The organism is Gordonia sp. ABSL11-1, from assembly GCF_030315685.1.
Lineage (GTDB): Bacteria > Actinomycetota > Actinomycetes > Mycobacteriales > Mycobacteriaceae > Gordonia.
Window position 1 is genome coordinate 96,989 of record NZ_JASXSI010000015.1, and the last position, 14,882, is coordinate 111,870.

13 protein-coding genes and 1 pseudogene are annotated in these 14,882 nt (G+C 67.4%); 7 read left to right on the forward strand and 7 right to left on the reverse strand.

All coding sequences use genetic code 11. The annotated features are described in order from the left end of the window. The first annotated feature begins 43 nt into the window (after nucleotides 1–43). Entirely contained in the window at nucleotides 44–1,318 is a 1,275-nt protein-coding gene (tgt, locus tag QSJ19_RS17240) for a tRNA guanosine(34) transglycosylase Tgt (RefSeq protein ID WP_286322133.1), read from the forward strand. Nucleotides 1,319–1,445: 127 nt separating this feature from the next. Here tgt and QSJ19_RS17245 read toward each other — a convergent pair. Further along, nucleotides 1,446–1,923 (reverse strand): annotated as a pseudogene (locus tag QSJ19_RS17245) (LLM class flavin-dependent oxidoreductase); the annotation flags it as partial. Between the two features lie 259 nt (nucleotides 1,924–2,182). Between QSJ19_RS17245 and QSJ19_RS17250 the strand changes: the two are divergent. After that, on the forward strand, nucleotides 2,183–3,601 hold the full coding sequence (locus tag QSJ19_RS17250) for a hemolysin family protein (RefSeq protein WP_286322135.1): 1,419 nt from the start codon (nucleotides 2,183–2,185) through the stop codon (nucleotides 3,599–3,601). After that, nucleotides 3,601–4,620, forward strand: a complete 1,020-nt coding sequence (locus QSJ19_RS17255) for a hemolysin family protein (RefSeq protein ID WP_286322137.1) — start codon at nucleotides 3,601–3,603, stop codon at nucleotides 4,618–4,620. Before QSJ19_RS17250 ends, QSJ19_RS17255 begins: the two co-directional genes overlap by 1 nt. A 64-nt stretch (nucleotides 4,621–4,684) precedes the next feature. Here QSJ19_RS17255 and gluQRS read toward each other — a convergent pair whose 3' ends face one another. Beyond that, nucleotides 4,685–5,617, reverse strand: coding sequence for a tRNA glutamyl-Q(34) synthetase GluQRS (gene gluQRS / locus QSJ19_RS17260; protein ID WP_286322138.1), 933 nt, complete (start codon nucleotides 5,615–5,617; stop codon nucleotides 4,685–4,687). Nucleotides 5,618–5,664: 47 nt separating this feature from the next. Between gluQRS and QSJ19_RS17265 the strand changes: the two genes are divergently transcribed. After that, nucleotides 5,665–6,720: an ATP-dependent DNA ligase gene (locus tag QSJ19_RS17265; protein WP_286322139.1), complete on the forward strand. Its 1,056-nt coding sequence runs from the start codon at nucleotides 5,665–5,667 to the stop codon at nucleotides 6,718–6,720. A 1-nt stretch (nucleotide 6,721) separates the two neighbouring features. Next, nucleotides 6,722–7,786, forward strand: a complete 1,065-nt coding sequence (locus QSJ19_RS17270) for a DNA polymerase domain-containing protein (RefSeq protein ID WP_286322140.1) — start codon at nucleotides 6,722–6,724, stop codon at nucleotides 7,784–7,786. A 13-nt stretch (nucleotides 7,787–7,799) separates the two neighbouring features. Here the strand turns inward: QSJ19_RS17270 and QSJ19_RS17275 are convergent, their stop codons facing one another. Together QSJ19_RS17275 and QSJ19_RS17280 are read right to left on the reverse strand one after the other, a co-directional pair. Next, nucleotides 7,800–8,747 carry a calcium/sodium antiporter gene (locus QSJ19_RS17275; protein ID WP_286322142.1) on the reverse strand — a complete coding sequence of 316 codons (948 nt, stop codon included), beginning with the start codon at nucleotides 8,745–8,747 and terminating at the stop codon, nucleotides 7,800–7,802. 28 nt (nucleotides 8,748–8,775) lie between these two features. Further along, nucleotides 8,776–9,303: a hypothetical protein gene (locus QSJ19_RS17280; RefSeq protein WP_286322145.1), complete on the reverse strand. Its 528-nt coding sequence runs from the start codon at nucleotides 9,301–9,303 to the stop codon at nucleotides 8,776–8,778. A gap of 148 nt (nucleotides 9,304–9,451) precedes the next feature. On the opposite strand from QSJ19_RS17280, the gene QSJ19_RS17285 reads away from it, so the two are divergent. After that, a complete protein-coding gene (locus QSJ19_RS17285; protein ID WP_286322147.1) occupies nucleotides 9,452–11,458 on the forward strand; it encodes an aconitate hydratase in 2,007 nt (668 codons plus the stop codon). Nucleotides 11,459–11,462: 4 nt separating this feature from the next. Here QSJ19_RS17285 and QSJ19_RS17290 read toward each other — a convergent pair whose 3' ends face one another. From QSJ19_RS17290 to QSJ19_RS17300, 3 genes are read right to left on the reverse strand one after another with little or no spacing between them, the layout of a single operon-like run. Next, complete coding sequence (locus QSJ19_RS17290) at nucleotides 11,463–12,287, reverse strand: alcohol dehydrogenase catalytic domain-containing protein (protein WP_286322194.1); 825 nt, start codon at nucleotides 12,285–12,287, stop codon at nucleotides 11,463–11,465. Continuing rightward, nucleotides 12,284–13,372, reverse strand: a complete 1,089-nt coding sequence (locus QSJ19_RS17295; protein ID WP_286322149.1) for an inositol-3-phosphate synthase — start codon at nucleotides 13,370–13,372, stop codon at nucleotides 12,284–12,286. The genes QSJ19_RS17290 and QSJ19_RS17295 overlap by 4 nt, the downstream gene beginning before the upstream one ends. Beyond that, entirely contained in the window at nucleotides 13,365–14,099 is a 735-nt protein-coding gene (locus QSJ19_RS17300) for a PadR family transcriptional regulator (RefSeq protein ID WP_286322151.1), read from the reverse strand. The genes QSJ19_RS17295 and QSJ19_RS17300 overlap by 8 nt, the downstream gene beginning before the upstream one ends. 198 nt (nucleotides 14,100–14,297) lie before the next feature. On the opposite strand from QSJ19_RS17300, the gene QSJ19_RS17305 reads away from it, so the two are divergent. Further along, the gene (locus tag QSJ19_RS17305; RefSeq protein ID WP_286322152.1) at nucleotides 14,298–14,687 is read left to right on the forward strand and encodes a DUF5318 family protein; all 390 of its coding nucleotides are present in this window, start codon (nucleotides 14,298–14,300) and stop codon (nucleotides 14,685–14,687) included. Nucleotides 14,688–14,882: the final 195 nt, after the last annotated feature.

Sequence of the window (14,882 nt, forward strand, 5' to 3'; positions counted from 1 at the left end):
TCCAGGTTTGGGCGGTGAGGCCCCCACCTGCAAGGATGCACCCGTGAGTTCCGACGACCCCGCCATCGGCCCTGATCATTCGTTCACCGTCGGCGCGTCTCTGCCCGGCACCAGGGGCCGGACCGGCGTCATCGACACCCCGCACGGGCAGATCCACACACCGGCCTTCGTGCCGGTCGGCACCAAGGCCACCGTCAAGACGGTCCTGCCCGAATCGGTCGCCGAGCTCGGTGCGCAGGCGGTCCTCGCCAACGCGTATCACCTCTATCTGCAGCCCGGACCGGAGATCATCGACGAAGCCGGTGGTCTCGGGGCCTTCATGAACTGGCCCGGACCCACCTACACCGACAGCGGGGGATTCCAGGTCATGTCCCTCGGTGTCGGGTTCAAGAAGGTCATCTCGATGGATGTCGTCGGCGAGCAGAACGACGCCGCGACCGCCGCCGGCAAGGAGCGCCTCTCGGCCGTCGACGACGACGGCGTCACCTTCAAGTCGCATCTCGACGGATCAGCCCACCGGTTCACCCCGGAGGTGTCGATGCAGATCCAGCATCAGCTGGGCGCCGACATCATCTTCGCGTTCGACGAACTGACCACCCTGATGAACACCCGTATGTATCAGGAGAATTCGCTGGAACGCACTCGGCTGTGGGCGATTCGCTGTCTCGCCGAACACAATCGGCTGACCCGCGAGCGCACCCATCGTCCGCCACAGTCGCTGTGGGGTGTCATCCAGGGCGCCCAGTACGAGGATCTGCGCCGCAAGGCCGCGCGGGACCTGGTCACCATGAGCGCGATGGACCAGGCCGACGGCGGGCGTGGTTTCGGCGGCTTCGGGATCGGCGGTGCGCTCACCAAGGACGACCTCGGCACCATCGTCGGCTGGGTCAACGACGAACTGCCGCAGGACAAGCCGAAGCATCTGCTCGGTATCAGCGAGCCGGACGACATCTTCGTGGCGATCGAGAATGGCGCCGACACCTTCGACTGCGTGTCGCCGACCCGCGTCGCCCGTAATGGGGCGATCTACTCGCGCGACGGCCGGTACAACGTCACCAATGCCAAGTACCGCAAGGACTTCCGGCCGCTCGATGCCGAGGTGGAGAACTACAGCTCGCAGTACACCCGCGCGTACCTGCACCATCTGTTCAAGGCCAAGGAAGGACTCGCGGCGACGCTCGCGACGCTGCACAACGTGTCGTTCATCGTGCAGATGGTCGACGGTGCCCGCGGCGCCATCGAGGCCGGGAACTACATCGAGTACCGCGACGACTTCCTGGGCCGGTACTACGCGAGTTCCCGCAGCTCGGGGTCCTGAGTTCAGCGAAACCATTCGGCGGCAAGGTCATCCACCCGCTCGACTGCCTCTCCCGCGCCGGCCGGTGGCGCATCCACGATCACGAGTTCGGTCACGCCGAGCGCGGCGAGTGGTTCGATGTCGGCGACGTCGCCGGATCGTCTCGCCAGAGGATGCGCATCGCCTCGACATACCGCGCGGTCCTGGCGCTGCGGCGCTCGAACGGCACACCGAGTGCGTCGAACTCCTCACGCGACCAGCCGGTCCCGACACCCGCGGTGAGCCGTCCGCCGCTGAGGTGGTCCAGTGACGCGAGTTGCTTGGCCATGATCACGGGATCGTGCTCGGGTCAGGAGCCATACCCCGGTCGCGAGTCGGATCGTCGAGGTGGCCGCAGCGGCGAAGGACAATGTGATGGTCGGATCCAGCCAGTCCGCATCGGCCGGGACCGCGATCTTCCCGTCGGCCGTACAGGGATGTCGCGAGGCCTGTTCATCGACCATCACGACGTGCTCGCGGGACCACAGGGTCGCGAAACCCCAGTGCTCGGCCCGACGGGCGGCGGCGTCGATGACGTCGCGATTCGCCCCCGTGCCGATCTCGAGTGCGTGCAGGCCGATGCGCAGCGTCACGCCTGTAGATCATCCACCGGAACCGAGTTGCTCGCCTTCGTACCGCCGAGTCGCTGATTCGGGAACCACAACCCTGTCCGGCTCGTTGGGTTTGCGAACAGTACGCCGACTCGGCACCCTGAAGGGGTACCCCCGAGCCCGAACCGAGAGAGACGATGCGACGCGCCAAGCGCCGAAAACGCCGACGACGATCTGCCCACCACTGCTCCACCCTGCCTGACGACCACGCCGTCGCGGCTGCCCGGAGGTCGTCGTGTTGACCCTCCTCGGTATCGCTGCCGGTATCCTCGTGGTTTTCCTCATCACCGCCCTGACCGGTTATTTCGTCGCTCAGGAGTTCGCCTACATGGCGGTCGACCGATCGCGTCTACGCGCTCGGGCCGAGGCCGGTGACGCCGCCGCCGCGCGTGCACTCTCCGTCACCCGCCGCACCTCCTTCATGCTGTCCGGCGCCCAGCTGGGCATCACCATCACCGGACTGCTCGTCGGATACGTCGCCGAACCGCTCATCGGTAGTGGCGTCGGCGAACTGCTCGGCGACGTCGGGATCCCGGTCGCCGCCGGGGTCGTGATCGGCACGGTCATCGCGATCCTGTTCTCCACCGTCATCCAGATGGTGCTGGGCGAGCTGTTCCCCAAGAACCTGGCGATCGCCCGGCCCGAACCGGTCGCGCGGTGGCTGGCCCGGTCGACGACCGCCTACCTCTCGGTGTTCGGCTGGCTCATCTCGCTGTTCGACAAGTCGTCGAACCTGCTGCTCCGGCTGCTGCGCATCGAACCCGTGCACGACGTCGAACACTCTGCCACCCCACGCGACCTCGAACACATCGTCGCCGAGTCGCGCGACGCCGGTGAGCTCCCCGCGGATCTGTCGACGCTGCTGGATCGCATCCTCGACTTCCCCACGCGCACAGCAGGTCACGCGATGATCCCGCGCACGCGGGTGGACTGCGTGGCCGACGACGACCTCGCGTCGTCGGTGCTCACGAGAATGAGCACCGGCCACACCCGCTACCCGGTGGCCGACGACAACGCCGAGATCGTCGGCGTCGTCCACCTGCACGATCTGCTCGTGTGGTCGGCCGCCGCCGCCACCGACCCGTCTGCGACCGCCGCCGACGTGTGCCGCCGGCCGGTCATCGTGCCGACGTCGCTGCCGCTCCCCGAGGTGATCGCACAGATCGAGGAGGCGCACGACGAGATGGCGGTGGTGATCGACGAGTACGGCGGATTCGCCGGGGTCGTCACCGTCGAGGACATCGCCGAGGAGCTCGTCGGCGAGATCGACGACGAACACGATCCGGATGCGCCGGAGGCGATCGAGCACACCGATGACGGCTGGCTGATCCGCGGCGACACCCACCTCGACGAGGTATCCCGAGAGATCGGCCACGACCTGCCCGACGACGACCACGAGACCATCGCCGGCCTGGTGATCGACGAGTTCGGCGGACTGCCCGGCGTCGGCGACGAGGTCGTGTTCGACCTCGAACCCGATCCCGCTCTGCTGGCGCACGACGAACCCGTCGGCCCGCAGTCGGTACGCGTCGTGGTGCTCGCCGTCGACCGGCACGTGCCGTCGTCGGTGCTGCTGACCATGACCCCGGTGCCGTCGGAGGCCCGATCGGGTCGCGGACGGCACGTCGACGCGACCGAGGAAGGCGGTGCGTGATGAGCAACCCTTGGATCGTCGTCATCGCGACCGTCGGCCTGATCGCGGCGAGCGCGTTCTTCGTCGCGGTCGAGTTCGCACTGATCGCGGCGCGCCGTCACCGTCTCGAGGACGCCGCACCCACGAGTCGGTCGGCGCGCGCCGCATTGCGCAGCGCGTCCGAACTGTCGGTGCTGCTGGCCGGATCGCAACTGGGCATCACGGTGTGCACCCTGGCGCTCGGTGCAATCACCAAACCTGCTGTACACCACTGGCTCACACCGGTGTTCGAGAGTTGGGGTCTGCCGCTGTGGACCGCCGACATCGCCGGCTTCGTACTCGCGCTGATCATCGTCACCTTCCTGCACCTCGTGGTCGGTGAGATGGCGCCGAAGTCGTGGGCCATCGCCCATCCCGAACGGTCGGCGACCATGCTCGCGTTGCCGATGCGGGCGTTCATGTGGGTCACCCGGCCGGTCATCGTGCAGCTCAACCGACTTGCCAACTGGTGCCTCGCGAAGGTCGGGGTCGAGGCCGTCGATCAGGTTGCCTCCGGCCAGGATTCGGAAGCCCTCCGACATCTCGTCGAGCACTCCGCAACTGTCGGCACCCTGGACGAGCGCTATCACGCGCACCTGACCAGTGCACTGGAACTCCAGTCGCTCACCGTCGGCGACGTGATCGGCCACGGTGCGGTGACCGCGGTGCCGCGGTCGGCGACGCCGAATCAGATACAGGAGGCCTCGCGCCGCAGCAACCACCGTCGACTTCTGGTGCGCGCCAACGGTTCCGGCGACGCCACCGCGATCGAGGGTGTCGTCCACGTCCGCGACAGTCTCGCCGCCGGGCCCGACACCACGGCCGCCGACCTGATGCGGCCGGCACTCTCCTTCGTGTCGAGCGTTCCGGTCTACGAGGCGCTGTCGGAGATGCGTGAATCGAAGGGCCACGTCGCGACGGTCGTCGACGAGGGGCGCGTTCTCGGTCTGCTCACGCTCGACGACGTGCTCGAGAGGTTGCTGGCCACGACGTCCGGCTGACCGGCGCCGCAACGCCCGACGTGTCCCTGGTGCGCACGGTGCCGACGCGGAGCCTCGCGACTTCTCACGACCACTCGTCGTCGGTGAGAATCCACGGATCACGGGGGAGCGCGGCGGGCCGGAACCGCTCGACGAGGATGGCGATGTCGACCGGCTCACCACGATCGGCCAGGCCCAGCGACGATGCCATGTGCGACAGCACGTCGTCGGCGGTCACCCCGCGCTCGGCCAGATCGGTCAGGGTGACGGCGCCGTCACGTTTGCTGAGGCGGACGTGCTCGGAGTTCAGCACCATCGGCACGTGGGCGTAGGTCGGTGGCGTGTGCCCGAGGAGAGTGGCGAGATAGGCCTGCCGCGGAGCCGACGACAGCAAATCGTCGCCGCGCACCACCTGATCGATCCCCTGCGCGGCATCGTCGACGACGACGGCGAGGTTGTATGCCGGTGTGCCGTCATTGCGTTGGATGACGAAGTCGTCGACGGCCCCGGTGTGGTTGCCGTGCAGCACGTCGTCGACGGTGAACACGTCGGTGTCCGAACGCAGGCGCACCGCGGGTGGCCGGCCTGCGGCCCGTCGCTCGGCGCGCTGCGCCGGCGTGAGATCCCGGCATGTCCCCGGATAGGCGCCCTGCGGTGCATGCGGCGCCGACGGCGCCTCGAGGATCTCCCGCCGGGTGCAGAAGCACTCGAATGTGCGGCCGGCGTCACGAAGATCGTCGATCACCGACTGATAGATCTCCTGTCGGCCGGTCTGATAGATCACCGGCGGGTCCCAGTCGAGTCCGATCGCGGCGAGGTCGGCGAGCTGCTGCTGGTCGGCACCGACCGCCGTCCGATCGAGATCCTCCATCCGGATTCCGAACCTGCGTCCGGTGGTGCGGGCGAACAACCAGGCCAGCACGGCCGTCCGGAGATTCCCGACGTGCAACTCACCCGACGGCGACGGTGCGAAGCGTCCCGCCGGCGTCGGCGCTGGGAGTCCGGGTCCGATGTCCATGTGCGGATGAGCGTACCGAGACCCACCCCCGACGTACCATGAGACCCGTGGACCTCCCGGTGATGCCGCCTGTTGCCCCGATGCTCGCCAAGGCCGTCACGGCCGTGCCCGATCAGCCGGACGGCGATCCGGTCTGGTCCTACGAGCCGAAATGGGATGGCTTTCGGGCGTTGATCTTTCGTGACGGAGACGAGGTCACCGTCGGGTCCCGGGGCGGAAAGGATCTGGCCCGCTACTTTCCCGAGCTCGTCGCCGCAGCCAAAGACGAACTGCCGGGCAAAGCGGTCGTCGACGGCGAGATCGGCGTGCCGGCCCTCATCGGCGACACGCACCGGCTCGACTGGGACTCCCTCGCGCAGCGCATCCACCCGGCCGAGTCGCGGGTCACCATGCTGTCGGAGAAGACCCCGGCGATCTTCATCGGGTTCGACGCCCTGGCGTTGGGCACGACGAGTGTGACCGGTGAACCGTTCCCCGTCCGACGCGAGGCCTTGCTGCAGGCGATCGACCCGGACGGCCGCGGCGAACGACTCCTGAAGGTCAGTCGGGTGACGGCGGACCCCGCCACCGCCACCGACTGGTTCACCGCATTCGAGGGGGCCGGCCTCGACGGTGTCGTCGGCAAGCGACTCGACGGCGCCTACGTCGAGGGCAAGCGGGAGATGGTGAAGGTCAAGCACAAGCGGACCGCTGACTGCGTGGTCTTCGGATACCGCGTACACAAGAGCGGCACCGGGCTGGGATCGATGCTTCTCGGGCTCTACGCCGACGGCGAGCTCCGCATGGTCGGCGGGGCCGGCGCGTTCTCCGACGCCAAACGCATCGAACTGCAAGAGATGTTCGAGCCCATGCGGACCGACCCCGACAAGCCCAGCCCGGGTGAGCCGACGCGGTGGCGCTCGGAGAAGTCGGGCGAATGGATCCCGATCCGCCCTGAACTCGTCGTCGAGGTCGCCTACGACCAGATGGAGAACCATCGGTTCCGGCACACGGTCAAGTTCTTGCGGTGGAGGCCCGATCGCGATCCCGAGAGCTGCACCTACGACCAACTCGAGGTGCCTCTCACCTACGATCTGCACGACGTGCTGGAAGGGAACTCCTGACATGGCATCCCGATCACCCGCCGAGGAACTGGACGTCGACGGAGTCGCCGTCCGGCTGAGCAATCCCGACAAGATCTACTTCCCCGAACTCGGCGAGAATGGCGGGCGCAAGCGGGATCTCGTCGGCTACTACCGTGAGATCGCCGTTCAGGGCGCGATCATGACCGCCGTGCGTGATCGGCCGACCTTCCTGCAGCGATTCCCCGACGGTGTCGACGGTGAAGAGATCTATCAGAAGCACATCGCGAAGAAGCGTCCCGACCACGTGCAGTCGACGCGCATCGTGTTCCCCTCGGGTAGAACGGGTGACGCGATCAAGCCGCAGATCCCCGCCGACATCGTGTGGGGTGCGAACCTGGGCACCTTCACCTTTCACAGTTGGCCCACCATCGACCCGGACAACGATCATCCCGATCAGCTACGGATCGACCTCGATCCGCAACCCGGAACCGACTTCGACGACGTCCGCCGCGTCGCGATCGAGGTGCTCGCGCCGTTGCTGGACGAGTTGGGGTACAAGGGTTTCCCGAAGACATCGGGCGGGCGTGGCATCCACGTCTACGTGCCGGTCGAACCCAAGTGGGACTTCATCGCCGGCCGACGAGCCGTGATCGCGATCGCGCGTGAGATGGAACGCCGCGATCCAGAGAGCGTCACCCCGTCCTGGTGGAAGGAGCAACGCGGTGAGCGGATCTTCATCGACTACAACCAGAATGCCCGCGACCGCACGATGGCCTCTCCCTACTCGGCACGCCGCAGCCCCAACGCGCGGGTGTCGACCCCGGTCACCTGGGACGAGTTGGCGGACGTGAACCCCGACGACTGCACCATCGCGACCGTACCGGGACTCGTTGCGCGACGCGGAGATCCAATGGCCGACATCGCCGATCATCGACGCGGTCTCGAACCGCTGCTGGAGATGGTGCAGCGCGACGACGCGAACGGCCTCGGCGACATGCCGTATCCGCCCAGCTATCCGAAGATGCCCGGCGAACCGCCGCGGGTGCAGCCGAGCAAAAAGGTCGCCGCACACTGGGACGACAAGGGCAATCGCGTGGAGGGGTGACCGTTACCCACCCTCACGTACGCAACGCGATCACCAGCACCAGATACACCACGTACCCGACGACGAACCCCACCCCCTCGAGCCGCGTGACGCGTCGGCCGGTGAGGAACACCGGCACACAGATCAGCGCGACCGCGGCCATCAGCGGCAGGTCGATCCGGACGAGTTCGTCGGTGACCTCCAGCGGCCGGAACAACGATGTCGTGCCGAGGATGAACGTCACGTTGTAGATACTCGACCCGATGAGATTGCCGATCGCGAGGTCTCGTTCGCCGCGGATGGTGGACATGATCGTGGTGACCAGCTCCGGCGCCGACGTCCCGATCGCCACCACGGTCAGGCCGATGACGGCCTCGCTGACACCGAGATCGCCTGCGACGTCGACTGCGCCGGTCACCAGCCACTCGGCGCCGACGACGACCACGGCCACCCCGCCGACGAGTTGCACGATCCGCCAACCGATCCGGTCGGGGACCGGCGCGGTGTCGAGTACCTCGGAAAGCGGTGCGTCGTCCGCCGAGATCTCGGCGCGGACGACCGTGATGGTGTAGGCGATCGCGAGCAGCAGCAGGATCGTGCCGTCGAGCCGCGACAACGAACCGTTGGCGGCGAGCGCCCACAGCAAGAGCGCGCTCACCACCATCACCGGCAGATCGAGCCGGACGGTCTGCCTGCCCAGCGTCAACGGCACCATCGCCGCCGAAAGGCCGAGGATCAGAAGGATGTTGACGATGTTGGTGCCCGCGATGTTGCCGACGGCCAGTGGGCCCGCATCGTGCACCGCGGCGTCGATGCCGACGGCGAGTTCCGGAAGGCTCGTGCCGATCGACACCACCGTCACGCCGACCAGCATCGGTGAGATGCCCAGTCGCGCGGCGATCGCCGAACCGCCGCGCACCAGCCCTTCCGCACCGACGATCAGCGCGACCAGCCCCACGACGACCAGCACGTAGGAGTTCATGCGCTGATTATGATGTCCGCGGCGGGGTTCAGGCGGAGCCCACCTCCTCGCGGCGCGCCAACGTCTCGGCGCGTTCCCGGATACCCTGCAGCATCTTGCGCTCCATGATCAGCGACCCCGGTTCCATCGGCAGCATGCCGATCTTCTCGCGAAGCCGGGGCAGTCGGAATCGGTTGCGGCTGATGAGCCGTGTCGTGCCGTCGCCGATGTCGACGAGCGTGAACGCCCACACCCAGGTGCCGTCCTCCGAACGCGTCGCGAATGCGTGTGCCGGGTCCGCGACGGCGATCCGCATCCGGTTCGGCCCGAGCGCGATGACCTCACCGATCGCCTGGTGTTGGAACTCGTCGCGGACTCGATCGGTGCTGTGCATGTGCAGACCGAGCAGATTCTCGATCCAGTCGTAGGTATACGCCCCGCCCCACGTGAGGATCGGTCCCCGGAGTAGTCGTCGATATCCCACCGCGGCGGCGCCGGCAACCAGCACCCCAACGTCACCGATCCGCCACCCGATCACCCCGATCTCGTGGCGGGCGTGCCGTCGGGCTGGGACCATGGAGTAAGTCCGAGCGCAACGTCAGATCGCGTCGTAGAGGCCGGGCCCGAGGTGGGCCCCACCGACGGTTCGACGACAGCCCTCTGCTCGGACCCGAGCTGTCGGGAGACGTCGCCGCTGCAGACGCTTCTGCGGCGAGGAGTGCGTCATGCCGGACAACGTCGCCCGGAAACTCATCGGTTCGCATCTCGAGAAGGGTGAGATGACGCCCGGCGAGGAGATCGCGATCCGCATCGATCAGACCCTCACCCAGGACGCCACCGGCACCCTGGTGATGCAGGAACTCGAGGCGCTCGGGCTGGACCGCGCGCGGACCCAGGTCAGCGTGCAGTACGTCGATCACAACCTGCTGCAGACCGACGAGAAGAACGCCGAGGACCACGAGTACCTCCGTACGGCGTGCATGCGGTTCGGCCTCTGGTTCTCCAAGCCCGGCAACGGCGTGTCGCACCCGACGCACATGCAGCGGTTCGGTGTGCCGGGCTCGACGATGGTCGGGTCGGACTCGCATACGCCGGCCGCCGGATCTCTCGGCATGCTGGCGATCGGCGTCGGCGGGCTCGAGGTCGCCCTGGCGATCGCCGGGCATCCCCTGAACATCCGGATGCCCGAGATCTGGGGGGTTCGACTGGAAGGCGAACTGCCCGAATGGTGTTCGGCCAAGGACGTGATCCTGGAGATGCTCCGGCGGCACGACGTGAAAGGTGGGGTGAATCGGATCATCGAATACCACGGGCCGGGTCTCGACGGACTGACGGCGATGGACCGCCACGTCATCGCCAACATGGGTGCGGAACTGGGCGCCACGACCACGGTCTTCCCGAGCGACGATGCGGTGCGCGACTTCCTCCGTGCCGAGGGCCGCGAGGACGACTGGACCGATCTGGTCGCCGACGACGGCGCCGACTACGACATCAGCGACACCATCGACCTGTCGACGATCGAGCCGTTGATCGCGAGGCCGTCGTCGCCGGGCGATGTCGTACCGGTGCGCGAGGTCGCGGGCGAGGAGATCTCGCAGGTGGTGATCGGGTCGAGCGCGAACCCGGGACTGCGTGATTTCGCCATCGCGGCCGCGATGATCGATGGTCGACAGACCGCGCCGGAGGTGAGTTTCGACGTGAATCCGACGTCGCGGGAGATCCTCGCCGACCTCACCACGATGGGCTCGACCACCCAGCTCGTGATCGGCGGCGCCCGGATCCATCAGGCCGGCTGCATGGGCTGTATCGGGATGGGACAGGCACCCGCGACCGGCCGGAACTCGTTGCGCACCATGCCGCGCAACTTTCCCGGACGGTCGGGAACCCGTGAGGATGCGGTGTGGCTGTGTTCGCCGGAAACCGCCGCAGCGTCGGCGCTGACCGGCCACATCACCGATCCCCGCGACTGGGCGGCCGACGTCGGGATGAGCTATCCGCACCTCGATCTGCCCCGCGAGCACGCGATCAACACCGCCATGCTGGTGGAGCCGATCGATGCGGCGGCCGCTGCCGAGGTCGAACCGGTGAAGGGTCCCAACATCTCCAGCCTGCCGGAGCTCGACGAACTCCCCGACGCCATCGAAGCGCCGGTGCTGCTGACCGTCGGCGACAACATCTCCACCGACGAGATCTCACCGGCCGGCGCACGGGCTCTGCCGTTCCGGTCGAACATCCCGAAACTGGCGCAGTTCAGCTTCACCCAGATCGACGAGACCTATCCGGAGCGCGCCGCTGCCGCCGACGGCGGGCACATCATCGTCGGCGGAGAGAACTACGGGCAGGGTTCCTCCCGCGAGCACGCCGCCATCGCACCCCGCCATCTCGGACTTCGAATGGTCATCGCCACGTCGTTCGCCCGCATCCACTGGCAGAACCTCGCCAACTTCGGTGTGCTGGCCGTCGAGTTCGACGATCCCGCCGATCACGACGCCATCGATCAGGATGACGTGCTCAAGGTGACCGGACTGCGCGACAGCCTCGGCTCCACCGACCGGCTGACCATCGAGAACGTGACCAAGGGAACGACATTCGATGTGCGGCACCGTCTGTCGGAGCGTCAGGTCGCCGACGTGCTGGCGGGAGGCCTCATCCCGCGCCTCGCCGCCGAGGAGGAGTCCGACGTTCAGGAGGCCAAGGAGACCGTCCTGCAGCACAGCGGCGAGATCAGCTGAGCTGTCACGGGATCAGCTCGGGGCGCACGGAGTCGCGGGACGCGAGGCTCTCCGGCTGCGTGCCGCCCAGTGCGACGAAGCCGTCGTCGGCGGCCCGGCCCGGTGCGACGACGGTGACGATCCGGGAACGGTCGGCGACCAGTTCGAGCGTGGTGTCGACGGCCTCGTCGGTACCGGCGGCGTCGAGCGCCGCCCGGACCCCGTCGGGTGCCGCCGCGTGCACGCGGTCGGCGAGACCGGGGCCGTAGTCGACGGGGATTCCACCGAATTCGCGGACCCGTACCGCGCTCGCAGGACTCGACGTACCGATGACGGTGATCCCGCGCAGTCGCGCAAGCTGCAGCACCGCCACACCCACCGCGCCCGACGCGGCGTGCAGCAGGATCGGCTCACCGGGCTCGACCGCGGCCGCCCGGAGCATGTCGGCAGCCGTGCATCCGGCCAGCAGCAGGTTCGCCGCCGACGGATGGTCGACGGTCGGCGGCTTGGCGAACACCTTCTCCGCGGGAACGGTGAGTGCCGTCGCATACCCGCCCTTCACGCGGAAGGCCAGCACCGCGTCACCGATCACGCCCCCGCCTGAGGCGATCTCGGTGTCCGGTCCGACAGCGAGGATCTCGCCGGACACCTCGTAACCGATCGGCAGCGGCAACTGCGACGCATCTGCCGGGCGCCGTGCATGTTTCAGGTCCGCCGGATTGACCCCGGCCGCATGGACCCCGACACAAACGTCCCCGTGAGCGTTCGCCGAGAGGCATTCCCCTCGGACCCGCTCACGGGGACGATCGTGGTCGTTCGACGGCGGCCGGATGGCCCGTCGGATGATCAGCCGTGGATGAAGGTCTCCAGCTCCTGGCGCGCGACATCGTCGGCGAGCTGCTTCGGCGGGCTCTTCATCAGGTAGGCCGAGGCCGGCAGGATCGGTCCGCCGATACCGCGGTCCTTGGCGATCTTGGCCGCGCGCACGGCGTCGATGATGATGCCGGCCGAGTTGGGGGAGTCCCAGACCTCGAGCTTGTACTCCAGGTTCAGCGGCACGTCGCCGAAGGCGCGACCCTCGAGGCGGACGTATGCCCACTTGCGGTCGTCGAGCCACTCGACGTGGTCCGACGGTCCGATGTGGACGTTCTTGTCCTCGACCTTGCCGGCGAGCGAGCCGGTCAGGTTGGAGGTGACGGCCTGGGTCTTGGAGACCTTCTTGGACTCCAGACGCTCACGCTCGAGCATGTTCTTGAAGTCCATGTTGCCGCCGACGTTGAGCTGATACGTGCGGTCGAGCGCGACGCCGCGGTCCTCGAAGAGCTTCGCCATCACGCGGTGGGTGATGGTCGCGCCGACCTGGCTCTTGATGTCGTCGCCGACGATCGGGACACCCGCGTCGGTGAACTTCTGCGCCCACTCGGGGTCGGAGGCGATGAAGACCGGCAGGGCGTTGACGAAAGCGACGTTCGCGTCGATAGCGCACTGCGCGTAATACTTGTCGGCCTGGTCGGAACCGACCGGCAGGTACGACACGAGGACGTCGACCTCGGCGTCCTTGAGTGCCTGCACGACGTCGGTACCCTCACCGTCGGCCTCGGTGATGGTCTCGCGGTAGTACTTGCCGAGTCCGTCGAGCGTGTGACCGCGCTGGACCGTGACACCGGTGGGGGCCACGTCGGCGATCTTGATGGTGTTGTTCTCGCTCGCGAAGATCGCGTCGGAGAGGTCGAAGCCGACCTTCTTGGCGTCGACGTCGAAGGCGGCGACGAATTCGACGTCGCGGACGTGGTACGGCCCGAACTTCACGTGCATCAGGCCCGGCACCGTCGAGTTCTCGTCGGCATCCTTGTAGTACTGCACGCCCTGAACCAGGGATGAAGCGCAGTTTCCCACGCCCACAATGGCCACGCGCACCTTATTGGGCTCACCCATGGTCGGGTTCTCCTTCTGATCGGGGCGTCGCAGATCGCTGCGCCACCGGTGTTTTCTCTTGTACGGTTTCCTCTGGTCCCCCGTCACGGCTCGTCTCTGAGCCCGCAACACGGAAGTCTGTGTCGACGGTGTCGGTCAGCAGGCTGCGTCCCGACTCGTTCCCGCGCGTCGAGCGGATGTCACCGTCGTCGGGGAGGTCGTCGGTGTCGCCCGACGCCTCCGCCGCGATCAATTCGTTGAGCCAGCGCACCTCGCGCTCGCTGGATTCGAGGCTGAGCTGATGCAGCTGGCGGGTGTAGCGGTCGACCGCCTTGTTGGAGCGGCCGACGATCTCGCGCAGACCCTCGCGGCGTTCCTCGACCTGACGGCGCCGGCCCTCCAGGATCCTCATCCTGGCGACCGCCGGTGTCCGGCTGAAGAACGCGAGGTGCACGCCGAAACCATCGTCGGTGTAGTTCTGCGGACCGGTGTCGGCGACGAGCTCGCTGAACCGTTCGCGCCCGGCGTCGGTGAGCTGATAGACGCGTCGTGCGCGCCGGACCTTGACGGTCGTCGGCGCGGTCGCCTCGTCGATCATGCCGTCGGCCTGCATGCGTCGCAATGTCGGGTACAGCGAGCCATAGGAGAACGCCCGGAACGCACCGAGCAGGCCGGTGAGCCGTTTGCGCAGTTCGTAACCGTGCATCGGGGACTCCAGGAGCAATCCGAGAATCGCGAGCTCCAACATCGGTGCTCACTCCTTCCGGTCGGCCCACGGGTGACATCGACGACACCGACGTGCCGACATCTCGCTCTGATGTGATTCCCAATGTATCGCAGCGATATAACTCGCGTCTACAGCGGGCCCGATGTCGCGACCGACACGCGCTCGGCGCGATGACGGTCACACCGACAGCCGCGGAAGTGACCACGTACCCTTGAACTCGTGCAACGCCAGATCGTCGACTACGCCCTGCAGAGGAGGTCACGGCTGTCCGACGTCCACTCCGGACGGACCGCTGTGGCCGATGTCTGCGACGCGAGTCCCTATCTGTTGCGTGCGGCCAAGTTCCATGGACGACCCTCGGCGACGCTGTGCCCGATCTGCCGAAAAGAGCAGGTCACGCTGGTGTCGTGGGTCTTCGGCGAGAAGCTCGGCCAGGTATCGGGTTCGGCCCGGACCAACGACGAGATCGCCCGGCTGGCCACCTCAGCGGAAGAGTTCTCGGTACACGTGGTGGAGGTGTGCCGCACGTGTAGCTGGAACCATCTCGTCCAGTCGTACGTTGCGGGATTGCCGCCACGCTCCACGCGCTCGCGCCGGGTCGCCAAGTAACCCGACCCGCGGGCGGATCGGGGTGTGCATCGGTGCTGACGACGACACGCTCCCCGTCGTCCGCGGGCGGTGAACCGAGTACGGACACTTTGCCCGGATACCCCCGCGTGGGTCACAGTGGGGTAACGGACCGGGGTAACGGACCGGGGTAACGGACCGGGGTAACGAGCTGAACGACGGAGACGGATTGTGAGT

Bases quoted from the DNA above. Each gene is read 5' to 3' on its own strand.
- QSJ19_RS17255 (WP_286322137.1), top strand. From the start codon at position 3,601: ATGAGCAACCCTTGGATCGTCGTCATCGCGACCGTCGGCCTGATCGCG.
- gluQRS (WP_286322138.1), bottom strand. From the start codon at position 5,617: ATGGACATCGGACCCGGACTCCCAGCGCCGACGCCGGCGGGACGCTTC.
- QSJ19_RS17270 (WP_286322140.1), top strand. From the start codon at position 6,722: ATGGCATCCCGATCACCCGCCGAGGAACTGGACGTCGACGGAGTCGCC.
- QSJ19_RS17275 (WP_286322142.1), bottom strand. From the start codon at position 8,747: ATGAACTCCTACGTGCTGGTCGTCGTGGGGCTGGTCGCGCTGATCGTC.
- QSJ19_RS17280 (WP_286322145.1), bottom strand. From the start codon at position 9,303: ATGGTCCCAGCCCGACGGCACGCCCGCCACGAGATCGGGGTGATCGGG.
- QSJ19_RS17285 (WP_286322147.1), top strand. From the start codon at position 9,452: ATGCCGGACAACGTCGCCCGGAAACTCATCGGTTCGCATCTCGAGAAG.
- QSJ19_RS17295 (WP_286322149.1), bottom strand. From the start codon at position 13,372: ATGGGTGAGCCCAATAAGGTGCGCGTGGCCATTGTGGGCGTGGGAAAC.
- QSJ19_RS17300 (WP_286322151.1), bottom strand. From the start codon at position 14,099: ATGTTGGAGCTCGCGATTCTCGGATTGCTCCTGGAGTCCCCGATGCAC.